Source organism: Dendrosporobacter sp. 1207_IL3150 (genome assembly GCF_036763085.1).
GTDB lineage: Bacteria > Bacillota > Negativicutes > DSM-1736 > Dendrosporobacteraceae > JBAIYU01.
Genome location: NZ_JBAIYU010000007.1, coordinates 83,800 through 101,375 on the forward strand (window position 1 = coordinate 83,800; position 17,576 = coordinate 101,375).

A 17,576-nucleotide genomic window follows, 5' to 3' on the forward strand; every position below is an offset into this window, starting at 1 on the left:
GCATTAATCCATCATTTCTCTGAACATGTACTTGGCGGCCTGATAAATCGCGATACCTGCTACAACTGCGGTCGCAACTGTTTTTACGCCTCTCATATTGAGATGATCCATATCCATATCCATACCCATGACAGAATAGTGTTTTTTTCTACGCCACATATAAACACCTCCTCAATAATAATGTAACCAATTATTGAGGATTAAACCAAGCTAATTTTTGCTAAAGAACATTCTAATATATTAATTTTGCCAATGTCCTGCCACAAGGGCAAAGAGTTCTATCTATGGCAGTAAAATGACCGGTGCGATAACGAATAATTGGCATAGCCTCTTTACCTAATGTTGTAAGCACCAGTTCCCCAGTTTCGCCCTCCGGTTTAATTTCACCTGTCAGCGGGTCAATTATTTCGGGATAAAAATAATCCTCATGAATATGAAGACTATGCTCAGCAGAGCATCTGCCAGCAATACCTGGACCAATTAATTCATTTACTGAATATATTTCTATCACTTTTGCATTGAAACTCTCTGTCAGTTTTTCGCTAACATTATTTCTTTCTAAATTGGTAATTATAGCATAAATAGTAGATATCGGCAGGTTCTGCGGCTTAATTCCAAGTTCAGCTGCCTTGTTAGCTAATTCCAATAAGTAGCCAGCATCGCCGGCAATAGCTGTAGCACCAAATGTTTCAATTGCTTTTAGCTGCTCCGATGGCTCAATTACAGATGCAGGTACAACAGTTGCTCCAATTAGCTCGGCTGCATAATGCAGACCTAGACCTTCGCTGCTAAGGCCATAGTTTGCTGCAATAAGGAGTACGCTGGTTGGATTGAGCCCGCCGGCAACAAGTGTCCGGGCAAGCATTTCAAGCCACTTGCTTATGTCACCGCTAGTATAAGCAACAGCTACTGGCTGTAAGTTGCCAATTGTATGAACTCTTACTACTGAACTAACAGGAAAAGTCAATAGACCATACGGGTAGTTATCGGCCAAGTCGGCACGAGTTGTGAACGGCAGTTTTGCTAAATCCGAAAGATTAGAAATATCCTCCGGTTTTAATCTAAGCTCGTCCATCTTACATTGATAAAAAAAGCTTTTCTCGTATATCCATTTAATAACTTTTTTAAGTTTCTCAGTCTGAAGGCTTTTCATGGCCTCGCCGTTCATAGTTTCGATCTGTGGATTGCAAATCATATGATAACCTCTTCTCAACAGGAATTATTCCGCCTAATTTGTTGCTGAAAGTATAACAAATCGTTTTACTTATTGTCAATTATATACCCTAAGATCTGTTAATAATTTTCCGTTTTTCAGGATAGGCTAACTATGGAGGTGTATTTATGGAAGGAATTGTTTGTAACAGCTGTCATTCATATCTGACTACAGACTTGAGTAACTGCCCCGGCTGCGGTACTGATGTTGTTTTAGAGGGCAGTACTAAGAATGTAATCGATCAACTGCAGCCTAATTGCCTAATCCACCGTTATGACGGTTCAGACATGCTTGAACCAGCCGTTCTTATAAAAGAAGGCAAAACAAATGTTAAGGTAGCAACCAAACTCAAAGATTACGCAAAGCCGGTCGTTGTCCCCAAGCAGAAAGTATATTCTTTTAATCAAAATATCCTTAGTTCCATTCAGTCACTAAGAAATGAAAGAACTGCTACGATTAGGCGGTATGACCAACTTATTCAAACCCATTGGCAAAATTTAAAGCCATATAACCATCCATAATACTTATTGCTTTGCTTCATAGCATTTAAGCAGCTCGCTCACAGTTACAATGCTATAGCCCTCGGCGTGTAAACGATCAATAATAGTACCAATGGCCTTAGTAGTAGCGATTGGATACTGACCATCATGCATCAAGATAATACTTCCGGGTTTGACATTTTTCATTACAATACTCACCAATTGATCAGCACTTATGCCTTGCCAATCACGCGTATCAATTGACCATAGGATGGTAGTATAGCCTAGTCGTCTAGCCTCCGCCACAAGCACATCATTATAACCGCCTCCAGGTGGTCTAAATAGAGTTGGCTTTGGCGCAACTGCTGTTATAAGCTTTTCGGTCGCCAGGATTTCTTCTGCAAATTCGGTCGGGGTGAATTTATTCAGAAATTTATGACTAAAGGCATGATTTGCTATTTCATGTCCGTCTGACGCTGCTTGTGCTAGAATAGAAGCATTTCTTTCTATATTCTTTCCAAGCACGAATAATGTTACTTTCACCTGCTTTTGCCGCAAGGTGTCAAGCAGCTCGGGTGTTGCCCTTTCGTGTGGCCCATCATCAATAGTAAGTGCTACTACCTTTTGGGTTGTTGGCACTTTTTTTATAACTTTAAGTCCTTCTTCAAGGTTATTTTGGTTTATACCGATAACAGTGATCGTAAATAAAACTGCAACACACCAAAAGACCCAGGGAAAAGACTTCATCTTTATACCTCCCACCTCCTAAAGAAAATAACTTATTTGATTCTACGCTAAGAAACTTGCAGTTATACCTTATGCTGCAGCAAAGATAAAGCATCATTCTTTATTAACCGCAATATAATTTCTATGTACTAATTTGCAAGTTTTTGCCTGGAGGAGATAAGATGCGGTTTTATTTGAAAGTAATAGCGTTTTTTTGCATATTTGCCTTATTACTGCCGGTGGCGGCTGTCCATGCAGCACAACCTGATATTAAAGCCGGAGCCGCCATACTAATTGACGCCAAAACTGGTCAAGTTCTATATGACAAAAATGCGCATAAACGCCTTGCTCCTGCCAGTACTACCAAAATTTTAACGGCGATTATTGCTATTGAAAGCGGCCGCTTAGATGAAGAGGTCAAGGTAAGTGCTCGAGCAGCTGGTACGGCCGGTTCTTCTATGCACTTACAAGCTGGTCAAACAATCTTACTTAGAGAGCTTGTTACCGGGCTTATGCTGCGCTCAGGTAATGATGCGGCCGTTGCCATTGCAGAATTTTTGGCTGGTTCGGTGGATGAGTTTGTTGCTATTATGAATAATAAGGCTCAGGCATTAGGAGCATATGACAGCCATTTCCGCAATCCGCATGGACTTACCGCTGTCGGCCATCATTCCAGCGCTTTTGACTTAGCATGGCTTGCCCGCTATGCCTTGCTAAATCCTACATTTGCTGAAATTGTAAGCACTCGGCAAACTAGTATCGACTGGTTTGATACTCGAGGCCGAGAACATGATCAGGATTTAAAGAATACCAATAAACTATTATGGATGTTAGAAGAGGCTGATGGAGTAAAAACTGGAACAACCAACGAAGCGGGCCCATGCCTGGTTTCAAGTGCTACGCGCGAGAATCAAAAACTTATTGCAGTTGTGCTTCATGATCATTCTCGGTGGTTTGACTCTATGCAGCTTTTAAGATGGGGCTTTAATAACTATCGACTCTACGAACATTCTAAACAAGGGGATGTACTTGCCGCGCTCGCCGTAGAGCGGGGTTTAAAGTCGGAAATTGATGCTGTCGTGGCCGATGAAGCCGCACTAGTCGTAGAAACTGCAAATTATAAAGATGTAAGTGTTGAAATAGACCTTCCGGAAACAATAAAAGCCCCTGTTTATCAGGGGCAAAAAGTCGGGGAAATTATTTTTTTCATAAAAGATAAAGCAGTCAAAACTGTTGATATTGTTGCTGGTCAGGATGTTGAAGAGCGTACACCTGCTCGTATCTTCCTTAATCATCTTCTTAACTGGTTCCGTCAATTGTCTTCATGGGGTGTAATTTAAAAGGGCTTGCGATAAAAGAAAGGTACGTAACTTTGGAAACCAATATCGCGGAAATTGAGAATAGCTTCAGTCCCGCCAACAAATAATACCCCGCCTGGTTTAAGGGCGGCAAAGAAACGGCGATAAAGATTATCTTTAGCTTCCTCGGTAAAATATATAACTACATTGCGGCATAATATCAGATCAAAACCTGTCTCAAATTTATCCATTAACAAATTATGGCGTTTAAATTCGACGCGTGATTTTATATCTTCACTTATCACATAATTAGTTTGAACTTGCTTAAAATATTTTTGTTCGCGATTTTGCGGGATATTTTTAAATTCATTAGCAGTATAAACCCCTTGCTTGGCTTTAGCAAGTATTTCGATATCAAGATCGGATGCCAAAATGCGATGTTTAACACTCGGTGTAAGCTCGTTTAAAATAATGGCCAAGGAATATGGCTCTGCCCCAATAGAGCAGCCAGCACTCCAAATGTTTAGTTTCGGACTTTTCGCCAGTAGCTCAGGCAATACCTTTTTCTCAAGTTCAACAAATTTCTCCGGAGTACGGAAAAATTCCGTGACATTAATGGTAAGATAATCTACAAAATCTTTATAGAGCTGCGGACTGCGGTCAATCAGCTCAAAAAAACCTGCATAGTTTTTCACACCATGCCTAGTCATTAGATTAGTTATACGTCGCTGCATTTGAGTAGGCTTATAATCATTAAGATTTATACCAGATTTTGCGTTAAATTTCTGTTTGAATATTTCCCAATCTTTTTCGTCACTCACTATGTAACCCCCATATTTTTAGCCGTTTGTACCCAGATCATCCAATAAAAAACCATTGGTACAAAATCAAATTATATCAGATATATCTTTGGTCCGATAATTGTCTATATTCGACAATGTAAGGAGATTTCCTACTAGCCTATAACGCCTAAAATGTGCTCGTTTTGCAAATAGTTAATACCTTTCAAGGCAAACTAAAACGCTCACGAAGAATCGTGAGCGTTTTAGTTGCTTTTTTAAAGTACTGCTTCGAGCGCAGTGTAAGGAATTTCTAATGCTTCGGCTACTGCTTGATACGTAAGTTTTCCGTCTATGACATTAACGCCTTTTGCTAGCCCAGGGTTGTCAATGCAAGCCTGGCGATAACCTTTATTAGCAATTTGCAGTGCATAATCGAGTGTTACATTTGTTAGTGCCAACGTAGAAGTACGAGCAACTGCTCCTGGCATATTGGCCACCGCATAGTGCACTACGCCGAATTTAGTGTAAGTTGGTTCACTATGAGTTGTAACACGATCAATTGTCTCTACCGATCCGCCTTGGTCAATTGCTACATCTACTATAACAGATCCCGCATCCATCGACTTAACCATTTCCTCAGTCACCAATTTTGGAGCTTTTGCGCCAGGCAGTAATACTGCTCCAACTAGTAAGTCTGCTTTAGCAACCCATTCAGCAATGTTATAACTATTAGACATGACTGTCGTTACCCGACCGCCGAAAATATCATCCAAATATGCCAAACGCTCTGCTGACTTGTCTAAGATTACGACACGAGCGCCGAGCCCTAATGCCATTTTAGCAGCATTTGTACCAACAATTCCGCCCCCAATTATAACTACTTGTGCAGAGGCTACTCCTGGAACGCCGCCTAATAGTATCCCTTTTCCACCATTTGGTTTTTCCAAGAACTGCGCACCGATTTGAGCAGCCATACGTCCTGCTACTTCACTCATCGGCGAAAGCAGCGGTAAGGTATTATTGTGGCCAACTATGGTCTCATAAGCTATACCAACTACTTTTTTAGCAAGTAATGCTTTTGTTAATTCTGGCTCGGGTGCAAGGTGCAAATAGGTGAAAAGAATTTGCCCCTCATGAAACAGATCATATTCAACTGCGAGCGGCTCTTTAACCTTAATAATCATATCGGATTTATCAAAAAGGACTTTTTTGTCAGTGATAATTTGAGCACCCGCTTTTTCATAGCTCTCATTTGAAAAACCACTGCCTATTCCCGCATTGAACTCAACTAACACAGTATGACCAGCTTTGCGGAGGGCCTCAGTACCCGCTGGAGTTAAACCTACCCGATTTTCGTTGTTTTTAATTTCTTTGACAACACCAATTATCATTTTTTCTCCTCCTTAAATTTAAACAGAAAAAGGTAATAATGTAATGAATTATTAACCTCGTTGTCAAAATCCACTAATTATTACCTTCAATCTCTCTAATACACTTTATTTTTTTCATGTTAAAATATTACGGCAAAATTCATCTCTTTCCTGCATAAAAAAAGAATGTATACATGTATACATTCTTTTTTTATAAGGCTAATTTCTTGTCTGTCCTATTTTTTATCGGCAATATCCTCAAAAGCCTTTACTTATATACCCTCGGCACTCTTTCACTTATCATACAGACAACTTCATAATTGATTGTCCCAAGTTGTCTGGCTATTTCATCAGCCGGCAGGTCTGCCCCTCCGAATAATAACACTTCGTCGCCTTCTTCAACTGACGGAATATCTGTGACATCAATCATAAATTGATCCATACAGATACGCCCTATCACTTTTGCTTGTTTACCTTTGACCAAAACGCTAGCAGAGCCTGATAGTAAACGTGTCCAGCCGTCAGCATACCCAACTGGTATAGTAGCAATTCTGCTGGGTCGCGTAGTTACGTAGGTGCAGCCATAACTTACACTAACTCCAGCAGGGACTTCTTTTACATAACTTACTAAAGCTTTAAATTTCATCGCTGGCCGTAGATCTATTGTTTTCACAACTTCGTCTGAAGGCCATAAACCATATAATACTATTCCAGCTCTCACCATATTAAAATGTGTTTCAGGTATTTCTAATATTGCAGCACTATTAGCCATGTGTTTAAGTGGTATATTTATGCCGCGGTTTGCTATTTCTTCGAGTGTCTGATTAAAGCGCACCGCTTGTTGATTAGCATATGTTTTATCCTGACTGTCCGATGACGAAAAGTGAGAGAACACACCTGCAATAACAATTCCAGGAAGCTTAGCAACCGCTTCAGTAAAATCTGCGGCTGCCTTGGGCTGTACTCCAACCCTGGTCATACCAGTATCAACCTTTATGTGCACTTTAGCGGTGGATTTTACTTTTACTGCTTCTCTTGAGAGCGCTACTGCCGCATCTAACGTAGAGATTGTCTGCTCAATATTACCAGCTACTACTTGGTGGGCTTGATGCGACGGTGTATGGCCTAGAATGAGAATTGATTCGGTAAAGCCTGCTGACCGTAATTTCTGCGCCTCACTTAATAAGGCCACTGCTAGGCAGTCAGCACCAGCATTTAATACAGTCTTAGTTACCGCAATAGCACCATGCCCATAGGCATCAGCTTTTACTACAGCACATAGTCTTGTATCCGATTTTAACAGTTTTTTTATCTGTTGTGTATTATGCTTTATAGCCTGTAAATCAATTTCAACCCATGCCTGACGTTCTATCATCTTTTTACCCCCGCACATCATAATAAGAAAACGCGCTTGCGCAGAACCTTAGCAAATGGCACAAGTCGTGGTTTCATTAATCCTAGTTTTAAGAAAGTTTTACTTTCTGTTGTATAAAAAAACTAGGCTGGAATATATCCAGTCCCAGTCGGTTAGTATATTTGCAGTTTAGGTAACTAGACATTAATCTCCAGTTTTCTGTTTCTTTCATACTTAACAATTAGCGTATCAAGATATTCACTCAACTCCGTCACTTCTGGATCGATAAAATGCCCCCGCTTACTATCGACCAACCGATGAAGTTTAGCGCGTACTTGCTCAATCTCCTGCTGTAATAGCCTTAAATCAGACACTAAATTAACACCTCGCCTGTTTTTTGACTTGCGCGCGAAGCCAATCGTACCAATGATCAAGCCCCTCACCAGTACGACATGAAGCGGCAACCAATTTTGCCGTAAAGTTTATTTTCCGAATATCCTCAACAGCCGCATTGTAGTTAAAATCAGTAAACGGAAGTAAGTCGAGCTTATTGAGAATAATAGCATCAGCTTCTCTAAAGATTAGAGGATATTTAAGTGGCTTATCTTCACCTTCAGTAATACTAAGCACAGTAGCACGTCCATGCTCACCCACATTAAATTCAGCAGGACAGACCAGATTACCAACGTTTTCAATAATAAGTAAATCAATTGCCGCTAAATCTAACTGGTCAAGTGCAATATTGATCATGTTAGCATCCAGATGACAGCCACCAACAGTATTTATTTGAATTACTGGAACTCCATGTTTTTCTATTCTATTAGCATCTTTGTCGGTATAAAGATCGCCTTCAATAACGGCTATTTTAAGCTCACTTTTTAATGCGGAAATGGTGTGCTCAAGTAAGGTTGTTTTTCCACACCCAGGAGATCCCATAAGGTTGAGTGCAAAAATCCCATGACATGTAAGTCTTTCCTTTACCTTTTTAGCAATTGAATCATTAACCTCAAGAATATTAGCCATAACCTTTATTTCCATTATTCCACCTCAAGTGCATCAACCAGGAGTTCCCGTCCTGAAATGATCTCGATATTAAAAGATTGACAATCAGGACATTGAAATTGGTTTTGTCTTATATTAAATTGCTGCGTGCAACATACACATTTACCCGTAACTGGTACAATTATAACTTCAAGATTAGCATTCTGGGCTATTGTGCCGACCGCCAAAGCACTGAAACCAAACTCAAGCGACTGAGGGACAACCTGCGTCATCTCACCCACTAACAGCCTAACAAGTCCTACTCTTGAGGCACCATGCTGAGCAGCAGTATTTAGTACAATATCCAAAATCCCTTGAGCAATTGCCATCTCATGCATGTCTTTTTTGCACCTCTAATTAAATAATTGATTAAAATGAATAGCTTTATCCCAGATAACAAGGCAATTTATCTTATTTTATTTCTATCAAGCTCTAATATTCCCTGCAAAAATGGTAAAATATTGTATTAAAAGCACAAATTCATTGCCACTATTTACATAATAGTATTCAGCATAACACTAATTCATCCGGTACATAATATGATTACAACGATAACAAGGAGGTGACAAACAAATGGCTAGAAGCAACCGACCTGTTAATCCTGCAGCTGAAAATGCCCTTGACCGCATGAAGTTTGAAATCGCTTCCGAATTGGGCATTGCTGAAACTGTTCGTCAAAATGGATGGGCTACTATGACTTCCGCTGACTGCGGTCGCGTAGGTGGACAAATGGTTCGCCGTATGATCGAACAATATGAATCCAGCATCAGCAACAACCAACAATAATCGTAATACGCAGGGGCGGCTAAGCCGCCCTTTTATTATTTTCAATTTTCAGCGCTTTTTTCTTAGTGCTATCTCAATTTCTTTTGTATTGCGTGTATTAATTATATCTGCTGAACTTAAACCGCCTTTGCGAGCAACAGCTAGCCCGGCTTCCATATAGCTAAGCTCATTTACAGCATGAGCATCAGGGTTAATGGCAAATAAAACACCCTTTTGCTGTGCATAACTATGCCAGCGCCAATCTAAGTCCAACCTTCGCGGATTTGAGTTTATTTCAATTGTCGTTCCCGTCTGGGCTGCAGCGTTAATTATCTCTGGCAGATTTACCTTATACCCTGGACGTTTAAGTAATATTCTTCCTGTAGCATGTCCCAGAACACTTACAAATCGGTTAGACATAGCCTTAATTATTCTTTTAGTCATAGTTTGTTCATCCTGTTTAAATCCTGAATGAACCGAGGCAATAACAAAATCGAACTGTGATAGAATATCATCACTGTAGTCAAGTGAACCGTCCAGTCTAATATCACTTTCGATACCAGCTAGAATTCTGAAATTCGGATTTTTATTGTTTAGCTTGTCAATCTCACATCGCTGCTCAAGCACCTGCTGTGTTTTTAGTCCGCCAGCGTAATGGGCTGACTGGCTATGGTCGCTTATACCAAGATAATTCCAGCCAATTTCTTGAGCTTTGGCAGCAAGTTCAGCAATAGTCGCTTGTCCGTCTGACGAACTGGTATGGATATGGATTCCGCCTTTTATATCGGCTGCCGTAACTAGTGTTGGTAGCAAATTATTTGCGGCTCGCTCTAACTCGCCACGGCCTTCACGGAGTTCAGGTTCCAGATAAGCAAGTCCTAAATAAGACAGTAATTGCTTTTCACTGACAATCTGCTGTTTTCCGCTATCAGTATACAAGCCTTTCTCCGAAAATGTAAATCCTTTTTCCTTGGCCAATGCCCTTATTTGTTCAATATGTTTTTGGCTTCCGCTGTAAAAATATAGTGCAGCCGAAAAATCCTCTGGCGTAGCAATATAAATATTAAGGTTAATATTTATATTGAGCGCTACACTGCAGCTATGGCTGTTGCAGTGCAGCCGCTTAGTAACTCCTGGCATTGTCTGAGCAAAAGCCAATACGTCCTCAGCTTCCCGACTTGCAATTACAACCTCAATTTCGGAAACTGTCTCCATATGTCTTCGTATTGATCCAGCAACCTCAACTTGCTCTGCTTTTTCATGCTGCCGCAAATACTCAGCAATCTTTTGGGCTAATGGCCAAGCCTCTTTTAGCAATAACATTTGCTTAGGCTTATTCAATTTAGTTACCTCACTGCTACAAATTATTGCATTAGCATACCCTAGCGCGGTTCAAAATATACAGTAATTTCACTTCCAGGTTCAGCGATTGAATTCGCTGCTATACTTTGTCTGACTGCTATACCTGTACCTACGGGGACCATACTTAGCCCTGACTTACTTATCTCATCACCTGCTTGCCTTATACTTTTACCTGTCAAATTAGGTACTAGTATTTTACCCTGCGGGACTTTAACAGCTACCGGTGATGCCTCTGACTGTGTTTGCTTAACAGGCTTTGGTTGAGGAATTACATTGCCTCCTTGAGGTAGAACATTGATATATCTAAGCACTTGACCTAATATTTCGCTTGCGACCGGTGCAGCAATTTGTCCACCATAATAAATTCCATCCGGATCATCTATTACGACTAGAATTGCAAGCTGTGGATCCTCCGCTGGCGCAAAACCGGCGAACGAAGCAATGTAATGCCCCGCTTGATAACCACTTCCATCTTCGCGGAGTTTTTCAGCTGTGCCAGTTTTACCCGCAACTCTATAACCTTTTACACCAGCTTTTTCTCCACCACCACCTGATACTACTTGTTCTAACATAGTTGTGAGTGTGCGTGCAGTTTCCGGACTGATGACTTGCCTAATAGTAGTTACAGAAGTAGCACTATGAACTGAACCATCAGCATTTTGTATTTCCTTAATTATTTGCGGTTTTACCAATACCCCATCATTTGCAATTGCAGCAATTGCCGAAACCAGTTGCATTGGAGTCACGGCAATACTTTGCCCAATCGACATGGTAGCTAAATCTGATTCGCGCATATTATCGGGATTAAATAAAATGCCGTCTTCTTCTCCTGGAAGACCTATTTCAGTAGAATGGCCAAAGCCAAACAGGCGCGCATAGTTGCTTAGCCTATTAGCACCAAGCCTCAACCCTACTTCAACAAACCCTGTATTTATTGAGTTTTTTATAACGTCTAAGAAAGTTATATTGCCATAACTCTCATCACTCCAGTTTTTAATTCGACGGCCAGAAACCATAATATAACCGTTATCCGTAAACTTCTCACCAGGAGTAACAAGCCCTTCCTGAATTGCTGCTGCAGCTATAATAGATTTGAAGGTAGAACCTGGCTCATAGACATAAGATACAGCCCTGTTTTTCCATTCGGCTGGACTGTAACGGTAAAACTCATTAGGATTAAAAGTAGGTCGACTGGTCATAGCTAACACTTCGCCATTACGAGGATTCATGACAATAACAACTGCGCCTTTAGCTCTGGTAGTAGCCATAGCCTTATCAAGTGTCTTTTCTACTATAAATTGAATAGTACTGTCAATTGTGAGATAGATATTCTTACCTTGTTTAGGCGGAGCAAAGGTAAAGATAGAGTTAAAAATCGGCAAGCCGCGATTATCGGTAAGAATTGCATGTTCAGATAGCTGGCCTTTTATAAGCTTGTCCAACTTTAATTCAATTCCATCCAGACCTACATCATCTGTCCCCACAAATCCGAGAATTTGAGCCGCTAAGCTGTCGTTGGGGTAATATCTTTTACTTTCTTCTACAAAGCTAAAGCCTTTTATATCATTAGCTTTTAGTAATGTGTCGATCTTTGCGGCAATTTCAGGTTCAAGCATTCGCTGAATCCAGACAAATCTTCCGCCATAACTTAACAGTTCCTTAATTTCTTCAGGCTTCATTTTAAGTGCAGGTCCTAATAAATTAGCGACTGTATCATAATCCTTATTAAGTTGAGCAGGATCAGCGTACAACGATTTAGTCATTGTACTAATTGCCAGTTCCCTTCCTTGACGGTCGTAAATTGTTCCCCGCGGCGATTGCAACGCCTTATTCTCTTTTAGCTGATTCTGAACCTTTGTTGCTAGACGCTTGCCATCAACAAATTGTACCCAAGCGATTCGTCCGGCTAAGACTAATATAATCAGCAGTAACAATGTTATAAATATTGCAATTCGACGTTGTATTCCTAGTCCTGGTGCAACTGGCATATACTCAACCTCTTTCGATTAGTGCTATTATCTTATTCGTTAAATATGCATAATTTCCCTCTACAAAGCTACAAGCGAAATCGGTCAACAGTCGACTGTTTTTAGTCCAGTTAGATAAATAAAAAATGTCGTTTGCTAAAAAGCAAACGACATTTTTACAATTAATCGTCATATAACGTTAGGTCATTGGCTCGAATTGTAGAAATAATTTTATCTGCATAATGCGGGTCGGTAGCATAAATTGGGCTGAGGGTTTCTACAAACTGTATTAAATTATCTTTAACGTCAAGACATGGACTATAAACTGGCTCCTCCGTAATTAAAAAGCACCAATCTTTAACAGCTTCTTCAAGCGAATCATAATCCTGGAACTTGGCAACTATAGTATGGTATTCCCCGTCATAGTATTCCTGGGTCGAAACCTCTATGTACTTCCCAACCCCATTCCACTTGCGGCCGAACAGATTATATTTGCCGATTATCGCTTCGCCCCAACCGCTCTCTAGGGCTCCTTGGGCAATACATACACTAGAAAATAACCCAAATTCCTTACATACCCGTTTAGCAACAGGAGAAAGCCAATCAAGAAAATCTTCTGGTGTCATTAGCTGCTGCCTCCTTTTGATATTAACACTCTCAAGTAAAACGACCTCTCTACTTGATTATATTTACACTTAGAAAAATTAGACCCTAGCTAAAAACAAGTACAGCTTTTGAGATAACCCTTATCTAACTTTTATAATGCCTATGTCCTGTAATATTACCTTGATAATTTGGATGTAATGCGAAAAATAACTGATAAATTATTAGCCAAATGCCAAAATAAGATTGAAAAAAGCAAATAAACGTATTAAGATAAAAACATTATTGCTATAAACTTAATCCGTCATTTTACGCGTTGTCAAAATTATAATAGAGTGGTGTTATTATGGATGATATAGATATTAAAATTTTAAAGTCATTACAGATAAATGCCAGAGTTACAATATCTGATTTGAGTAATGAAATAGGCATGTCTATGCCAGCGATAAGCGAAAGATTGAAAAAGCTGGAGGCCTCGGGTGTTATAGAGCAGTATTGTGCTATTTTAAATCCCCAGCTGCTAAACAAACAACTCATGGCGCTTATGTTCATCAGCTTAGAAAATCCTCGGTTTAGTGATTCGTTTGCTGAATTTGTTAAATATGAAACTGAAATACAAGAGTGCTTTTATATAGCAGGCGATTTTGATTACTCCCTCAAAATAATCACCGAGAATACGCTTTCGCTCGAAAGGCTGTTAAATAGAATAAAAACACAGTCTGGTGTGCAAAAAACAAAAACAACGGTTGTATTATCTGTTATAACCTCCCGCCCATCAGTTACCCCAGATTAACAGAAAAACAAGGTGTCAGAAGACTAGTAAAGTCTTTCCTGGCACCTTGTTTTATTATAGCCTGATAGTTCGGGCAGATTTGACTGCATTTTTATTGAACGAATTACTGTAAAGAAAACACGGCTTGCGCCGAGCCTTAGCGACAGCGGAAGTCGATGTTGCCCTTATGCATGTAAGAAAGTTTATACTTTCTTATCGTACACGAAAAACAATTCCAGCACACAAAGGGCATAGCTAACCTTTTAATAATTTCTCCACCAGAATAAATTACATTTTTCCAAACAGACAATCTTTTGCATGTCGAGTCTGCCGTCTTCAGTTTGGATGCAAAGTCCTGAACGCCACTAAAATCGTCAATCCTCAACTGACATCGACCAAGCTCATTTGCAGTATGAGCATCAGCTCCTACGCTTTTTAGTTTGCCGTATTCTTCCGCAAAACGGAAGGCCTCGATATTTGAGCAGTGATTAATGTTTCTGCCATTAAAAGCTTCAATAATATCGATATCAGACAGATTCTCCAATAAAGCCTTATGCTTTAGCACTCCGCTCCGTTTTTTATCGAAAGGATGAGGCACACAAACAAGCCCTCCTTGCGCTTTAATCTTGCGAATCGTCTCCTTGGCGCTGAGTCCAGGCTCTATTTCTTCTGCTAGAAAGTAACCAATAATTTCACCCTCGGCAGTACTAATTTCTTCGCCAATAATGACCTTAATCCAAGGATAGGCCGCCCGGAAAGCTACCGCTCCGCGAATTGTATTGTGATCAGTCACTGCAATACAATCAATCTTCTTCTGTTTGCAGGCAGCAGCAAGCTGCTGCAGTGACATTAAGGAATCCTTAGAGAAACAAGTATGCACATGCATTTCTACAGTTATCCGCTTGTTCATATCCGCCCCTCCTTTAGACAAGATTGTAGGGCTTTCTCATCTAAATGTCTATAGTTAATATATTCTAGGTCTAATACTATATTGACCAGAGTTCACGCCTGCTTGTACTTACGGCGACAGCACCATTATTAATAATTTCATCTATTTCCTCTCTCGTTCCCAGCAGTCCCCCGGCAATAACCGGCAAACGGGTATCTCTTATAATTTCTCGTATTATATCACCAGACACAAAGGCTGGCATTATCTCAACAGCGTCAGGCTTGAATTTACGAAGCGTTTGTATTCCAGTTCGTAAGCCTTCTGAATCTGTTAGAAAAATTCTCTGAATTACGATCATACCCATTTCATTAGCAAGTCTCGCAAGCTGTGATTTTGTTGTTATTATTCCTGTAACCCCTAATCTTGCCAGATAACTAATACCCAGCTTATCCTTTGCGACGCCGTCGATCAGATCTACGTGCAATAAAATTCGTTTCTTATATTGCCTGGCTTGAGTAAGAAGTGCTGGAAGTTCATTGATATCACCAAAAAGCAATATAATACTCGGTGCAGTAGTGCTGGTAACAGCATAGGTGAAGTCTTCTAAGGTTCTTGCCGCCGGAATAACTTTCCCATTAATTAGAATCTTAACTACATTTGGAAAGCTCATTTTATCGCCTCATTTATATTCTAATCTAATTATATTTATGGATTAGCTTAATAGAAAAGCCCGTATTACCCCCGCGACCGGACGCAATACGGACCTCTCTATATCTCAGTCCCAAAATTTATCTATGCTGCCATAACAGCACTCTTCACTTGCCGATCGCTTTTAATAATGAAAAATCGGTTTGATTCCAAACTTTCGCGCTATCATATTTACATAATCCCAGTTGGCCAATTCGATTATAATACTCTCATTTGTTTTAGCATCTCTGAAACTTATTAAGCCCGAAAAGTTTAAATGCTGAATAAAGCTCTCAGGAATGAGGTTTGAATTAAGCTCATGCATTAAAATACAGCTTCCATCTTCACGAAACATAATAACATCCCCTTTGTTCCTTATTTTTTGATCATTCAGTTAATTTAAGTCATAAACCAGCCTTAACTTAACTAGCCAACGGATGATTACAAACTTTTTAATTAACCGTAACTTATGTTGGAGTATAGCCGGGTTTAACCCGGCTAATCACTATCTGGCATTAGCTTTGCCGTTATATACTACGCCGCGCGTGGCATCAACTGTCACTTCCAGACCATGGCTCAGGCGGCTCACTGCCCCGTCCGCTCCAACTAGAACTGGGATACCATAGCTGACACCCACAATAGCAGCCGGAGAAGTTATTCCCCCCTCCTCTACAATAAGCGCAGCAGCCTTAACTGCATATTCCATATCTTCATTAGTAAGGCTCTTAGTTACAATAATGTCACCGGGTTCAAATATTTTGGCCAGACTTTCCCCTTTATGCTGTTTGCAAACCCTTCCTGAAGCTGCACTTTGCCCTATACCTATACCACGTACTAGCACATCTCCAACCACATGAACTTTGATCATATTCGTCGTACCAGTCAAACCTAGCGGTACACCAGCAGTTACGACAACTAGATCACCATTTCTAACAATTCCTGCTCCCATTGAAGTCTCAACTGTTCCTGCAATCATTTCGTCAGTGTTTGACCAGCGCGCTCCGAGTACCGGAAAGACGCCCCAAAGTAATAACATGCGGCGAAGTGCTTTTTCATCAGGGGTTACAGCTAAAATTGTTGCCTTGGGACGATACTTAGAAACCATCCTAGCGGTATATCCACCCTCGCTGGAAGTAATAATAGCTGCCGCCCCAAGTTCATGCCCTATTTGAACGGTCGCATGGCTAATTGCATCAGTAGTAGTGCATTGTTCGATAATCCCTTTATTTAGCAGTAATTCACTATACTTTAGGGAGGATTCAGTTCTTAGAGCAATTTTAGCCATTGTTTCAACTGCTTGCACCGGATAATCGCCTGAAGCAGTTTCACCACTCAGCATAATAGCATCTGTTCCATCAAGTATTGCGTTCGCAACATCACTCGCCTCTGCTCTTGTGGGACGAGGATTGTTAATCATCGACTCTAACATTTGGGTTGCCGTTATAACTGGCTTACCGGCTTTATTACATTTTTCAATCATCATCTTTTGAATGATTGGTACCTCTTCCACCGGAATTTCTACACCCAAGTCACCTCTGGCCACCATTATGCCGTCTGAAACTTTGATGATTTCATCAATATTTTTAACACCTTCAACATTCTCAATTTTAGAGATAATATCCATGGTGTAACTAGCATCTTCAAGCAACTTTCGAATAGCAAGCACGTCTGCGGCTCTTTGGATAAACGATGCTGCAATGAAATCCATCTTTTGCTCTACACCAAAAAGTATATCAGCAATGTCTTGCTCAGATAACGGCGGCAGATTTACTGAAACCCCTGGTGCTGCAACCCTTTTACGGTCGCCGATTATCCCACTGTTTAGAATAGTTGTAACAATATCCTGATCCTCTATCTTCTCAACCTTAAGACTTACTAACCCATCTGACAGCAGTATAATATTGCCCGGACTGATCTCCTGATATAACTGTTTGTGATTAACTGAGGCTATTTCTTCTGTCCCAACGACATCACGTGCAGTCAAGATGAACTGCTTACCTTCGATTAGCTGTACCTTGCCTTTCGCAAAATTCCCAAGCCGCATCTCAGGGCCTTTAGTGTCTAACATCAAAGCGACTGGCTTATTAACCTTTCGTGAGGCTGCTCTGACAGCAGTAATTCTTTTTGCATGCTCTTCGTGCAATCCATGGGAAAAATTGCAGCGCGCAACATTCATCCCAGCTATTAACATTTGTTCCAAAGTAGAATGACTCTCTGTACTCGGTCCCATAGTGCAAACGATTTTCGTCTTTTTCATCTATTAAACAC

General features: G+C 40.4%; 20 protein-coding genes. 4 read left to right on the forward strand and 16 right to left on the reverse strand.

Annotated elements, in window-relative coordinates:
* Window positions 1-3: 3 nt before the first annotated feature.
* Complete coding sequence (locus V6C17_RS01640; RefSeq protein ID WP_333520804.1) at window positions 4-159, reverse strand: hypothetical protein; 156 nt, start codon at window positions 157-159, stop codon at window positions 4-6.
* Window positions 160-232: 73 nt separating this feature from the next.
* Window positions 233-1,195 carry a phenylacetate--CoA ligase family protein gene (locus V6C17_RS01645; protein ID WP_333520805.1) on the reverse strand — a complete coding sequence of 321 codons (963 nt, stop codon included), beginning with the start codon at window positions 1,193-1,195 and terminating at the stop codon, window positions 233-235.
* Between the two features lie 146 nt (window positions 1,196-1,341).
* Here V6C17_RS01645 and V6C17_RS01650 point away from each other — a divergent pair, with 146 nt between their 5' ends.
* On the forward strand, window positions 1,342-1,734 hold the full coding sequence (locus V6C17_RS01650; protein ID WP_333520806.1) for a hypothetical protein: 393 nt from the start codon (window positions 1,342-1,344) through the stop codon (window positions 1,732-1,734).
* 3 nt (window positions 1,735-1,737) lie between these two features.
* Here V6C17_RS01650 and V6C17_RS01655 read toward each other — a convergent pair whose 3' ends face one another.
* The gene (locus V6C17_RS01655; protein ID WP_333520807.1) at window positions 1,738-2,439 is read right to left on the reverse strand and encodes a polysaccharide deacetylase family protein; all 702 of its coding nucleotides are present in this window, start codon (window positions 2,437-2,439) and stop codon (window positions 1,738-1,740) included.
* Window positions 2,440-2,600: 161 nt separating this feature from the next.
* Here V6C17_RS01655 and V6C17_RS01660 point away from each other — a divergent pair, with 161 nt between their 5' ends.
* Window positions 2,601-3,758 carry a D-alanyl-D-alanine carboxypeptidase family protein gene (locus V6C17_RS01660; RefSeq protein ID WP_333520808.1) on the forward strand — a complete coding sequence of 386 codons (1,158 nt, stop codon included), beginning with the start codon at window positions 2,601-2,603 and terminating at the stop codon, window positions 3,756-3,758.
* Here the strand turns inward: V6C17_RS01660 and V6C17_RS01665 are convergent.
* The 6 genes from V6C17_RS01665 to hypA form a co-directional block, all read right to left on the reverse strand.
* The gene (locus V6C17_RS01665; protein WP_333520809.1) at window positions 3,755-4,537 is read right to left on the reverse strand and encodes a CheR family methyltransferase; all 783 of its coding nucleotides are present in this window, start codon (window positions 4,535-4,537) and stop codon (window positions 3,755-3,757) included. The genes V6C17_RS01660 and V6C17_RS01665 overlap by 4 nt on opposite strands.
* A 236-nt stretch (window positions 4,538-4,773) precedes the next feature.
* Window positions 4,774-5,889 carry an alanine dehydrogenase gene (ald, locus tag V6C17_RS01670; RefSeq protein WP_333520810.1) on the reverse strand — a complete coding sequence of 372 codons (1,116 nt, stop codon included), beginning with the start codon at window positions 5,887-5,889 and terminating at the stop codon, window positions 4,774-4,776.
* 247 nt (window positions 5,890-6,136) lie between these two features.
* Window positions 6,137-7,243: an alanine racemase gene (gene alr, locus V6C17_RS01675; protein WP_333520811.1), complete on the reverse strand. Its 1,107-nt coding sequence runs from the start codon at window positions 7,241-7,243 to the stop codon at window positions 6,137-6,139.
* Between the two features lie 176 nt (window positions 7,244-7,419).
* Complete coding sequence (locus V6C17_RS01680) at window positions 7,420-7,596, reverse strand: aspartyl-phosphate phosphatase Spo0E family protein (RefSeq protein WP_333520812.1); 177 nt, start codon at window positions 7,594-7,596, stop codon at window positions 7,420-7,422.
* A 4-nt stretch (window positions 7,597-7,600) separates the two neighbouring features.
* The gene (hypB, locus tag V6C17_RS01685; protein ID WP_333520813.1) at window positions 7,601-8,260 is read right to left on the reverse strand and encodes a hydrogenase nickel incorporation protein HypB; all 660 of its coding nucleotides are present in this window, start codon (window positions 8,258-8,260) and stop codon (window positions 7,601-7,603) included.
* A complete protein-coding gene (gene hypA, locus V6C17_RS01690; protein WP_333520814.1) occupies window positions 8,260-8,601 on the reverse strand; it encodes a hydrogenase maturation nickel metallochaperone HypA in 342 nt (113 codons plus the stop codon). Before hypA ends, hypB begins: the two co-directional genes overlap by 1 nt.
* Before the next feature lie 235 nt (window positions 8,602-8,836).
* Between hypA and V6C17_RS01695 the strand changes: the two genes are divergently transcribed.
* Complete coding sequence (locus tag V6C17_RS01695; protein WP_333520815.1) at window positions 8,837-9,049, forward strand: alpha/beta-type small acid-soluble spore protein; 213 nt, start codon at window positions 8,837-8,839, stop codon at window positions 9,047-9,049.
* Between the two features lie 48 nt (window positions 9,050-9,097).
* Here V6C17_RS01695 and V6C17_RS01700 read toward each other — a convergent pair whose 3' ends face one another.
* The 3 genes from V6C17_RS01700 to V6C17_RS01710 all read right to left on the reverse strand — a co-directional run bounded on the left by V6C17_RS01700 (window position 9,098) and on the right by V6C17_RS01710 (window position 12,983).
* Window positions 9,098-10,369: a DNA polymerase/3'-5' exonuclease PolX gene (locus V6C17_RS01700; RefSeq protein WP_333520816.1), complete on the reverse strand. Its 1,272-nt coding sequence runs from the start codon at window positions 10,367-10,369 to the stop codon at window positions 9,098-9,100.
* Window positions 10,370-10,410: 41 nt separating this feature from the next.
* Entirely contained in the window at window positions 10,411-12,378 is a 1,968-nt protein-coding gene (locus tag V6C17_RS01705) for a penicillin-binding protein (protein WP_333520817.1), read from the reverse strand.
* Between the two features lie 161 nt (window positions 12,379-12,539).
* Window positions 12,540-12,983: a glycoside hydrolase family 73 protein gene (locus V6C17_RS01710; protein ID WP_333520818.1), complete on the reverse strand. Its 444-nt coding sequence runs from the start codon at window positions 12,981-12,983 to the stop codon at window positions 12,540-12,542.
* A gap of 323 nt (window positions 12,984-13,306) precedes the next feature.
* Between V6C17_RS01710 and V6C17_RS01715 the strand changes: the two genes are divergently transcribed.
* On the forward strand, window positions 13,307-13,753 hold the full coding sequence (locus V6C17_RS01715) for an Lrp/AsnC family transcriptional regulator (protein ID WP_333520819.1): 447 nt from the start codon (window positions 13,307-13,309) through the stop codon (window positions 13,751-13,753).
* A 136-nt stretch (window positions 13,754-13,889) separates the two neighbouring features.
* Here V6C17_RS01715 and V6C17_RS01720 read toward each other — a convergent pair whose 3' ends face one another.
* The 4 genes from V6C17_RS01720 to pyk form a co-directional block, all read right to left on the reverse strand.
* Window positions 13,890-14,642, reverse strand: a complete 753-nt coding sequence (locus V6C17_RS01720) for a PHP domain-containing protein (RefSeq protein ID WP_333520820.1) — start codon at window positions 14,640-14,642, stop codon at window positions 13,890-13,892.
* Window positions 14,643-14,718: 76 nt separating this feature from the next.
* Window positions 14,719-15,291, reverse strand: a complete 573-nt coding sequence (locus V6C17_RS01725; protein ID WP_333520821.1) for a glycerol-3-phosphate responsive antiterminator — start codon at window positions 15,289-15,291, stop codon at window positions 14,719-14,721.
* 162 nt (window positions 15,292-15,453) lie between these two features.
* Entirely contained in the window at window positions 15,454-15,663 is a 210-nt protein-coding gene (locus V6C17_RS01730; RefSeq protein ID WP_333520822.1) for a hypothetical protein, read from the reverse strand.
* Window positions 15,664-15,813: 150 nt separating this feature from the next.
* The gene (pyk, locus tag V6C17_RS01735) at window positions 15,814-17,565 is read right to left on the reverse strand and encodes a pyruvate kinase (RefSeq protein WP_333520823.1); all 1,752 of its coding nucleotides are present in this window, start codon (window positions 17,563-17,565) and stop codon (window positions 15,814-15,816) included.
* Window positions 17,566-17,576 lie beyond the last annotated feature (11 nt).

Excerpts from the sequence above, each read along its gene's own strand:
- V6C17_RS01640 (WP_333520804.1), bottom strand. The coding sequence starts at position 159 with ATGTGGCGTAGAAAAAAACACTATTCTGTCATGGGTATGGATATGGAT.
- V6C17_RS01645 (WP_333520805.1), bottom strand. The coding sequence starts at position 1,195 with ATGATTTGCAATCCACAGATCGAAACTATGAACGGCGAGGCCATGAAA.
- V6C17_RS01650 (WP_333520806.1), top strand. The coding sequence starts at position 1,342 with ATGGAAGGAATTGTTTGTAACAGCTGTCATTCATATCTGACTACAGAC.
- V6C17_RS01655 (WP_333520807.1), bottom strand. The coding sequence starts at position 2,439 with ATGAAGTCTTTTCCCTGGGTCTTTTGGTGTGTTGCAGTTTTATTTACG.
- V6C17_RS01660 (WP_333520808.1), top strand. The coding sequence starts at position 2,601 with ATGCGGTTTTATTTGAAAGTAATAGCGTTTTTTTGCATATTTGCCTTA.
- ald (WP_333520810.1), bottom strand. The coding sequence starts at position 5,889 with ATGATAATTGGTGTTGTCAAAGAAATTAAAAACAACGAAAATCGGGTA.
- alr (WP_333520811.1), bottom strand. The coding sequence starts at position 7,243 with ATGATAGAACGTCAGGCATGGGTTGAAATTGATTTACAGGCTATAAAG.
- hypB (WP_333520813.1), bottom strand. The coding sequence starts at position 8,260 with ATGGAAATAAAGGTTATGGCTAATATTCTTGAGGTTAATGATTCAATT.
- hypA (WP_333520814.1), bottom strand. The coding sequence starts at position 8,601 with ATGCATGAGATGGCAATTGCTCAAGGGATTTTGGATATTGTACTAAAT.
- V6C17_RS01695 (WP_333520815.1), top strand. The coding sequence starts at position 8,837 with ATGGCTAGAAGCAACCGACCTGTTAATCCTGCAGCTGAAAATGCCCTT.
- V6C17_RS01705 (WP_333520817.1), bottom strand. The coding sequence starts at position 12,378 with ATGCCAGTTGCACCAGGACTAGGAATACAACGTCGAATTGCAATATTT.
- V6C17_RS01710 (WP_333520818.1), bottom strand. The coding sequence starts at position 12,983 with ATGACACCAGAAGATTTTCTTGATTGGCTTTCTCCTGTTGCTAAACGG.
- V6C17_RS01715 (WP_333520819.1), top strand. The coding sequence starts at position 13,307 with ATGGATGATATAGATATTAAAATTTTAAAGTCATTACAGATAAATGCC.
- V6C17_RS01720 (WP_333520820.1), bottom strand. The coding sequence starts at position 14,642 with ATGAACAAGCGGATAACTGTAGAAATGCATGTGCATACTTGTTTCTCT.
- V6C17_RS01725 (WP_333520821.1), bottom strand. The coding sequence starts at position 15,291 with ATGAGCTTTCCAAATGTAGTTAAGATTCTAATTAATGGGAAAGTTATT.
- V6C17_RS01730 (WP_333520822.1), bottom strand. The coding sequence starts at position 15,663 with ATGTTTCGTGAAGATGGAAGCTGTATTTTAATGCATGAGCTTAATTCA.
- pyk (WP_333520823.1), bottom strand. The coding sequence starts at position 17,565 with ATGAAAAAGACGAAAATCGTTTGCACTATGGGACCGAGTACAGAGAGT.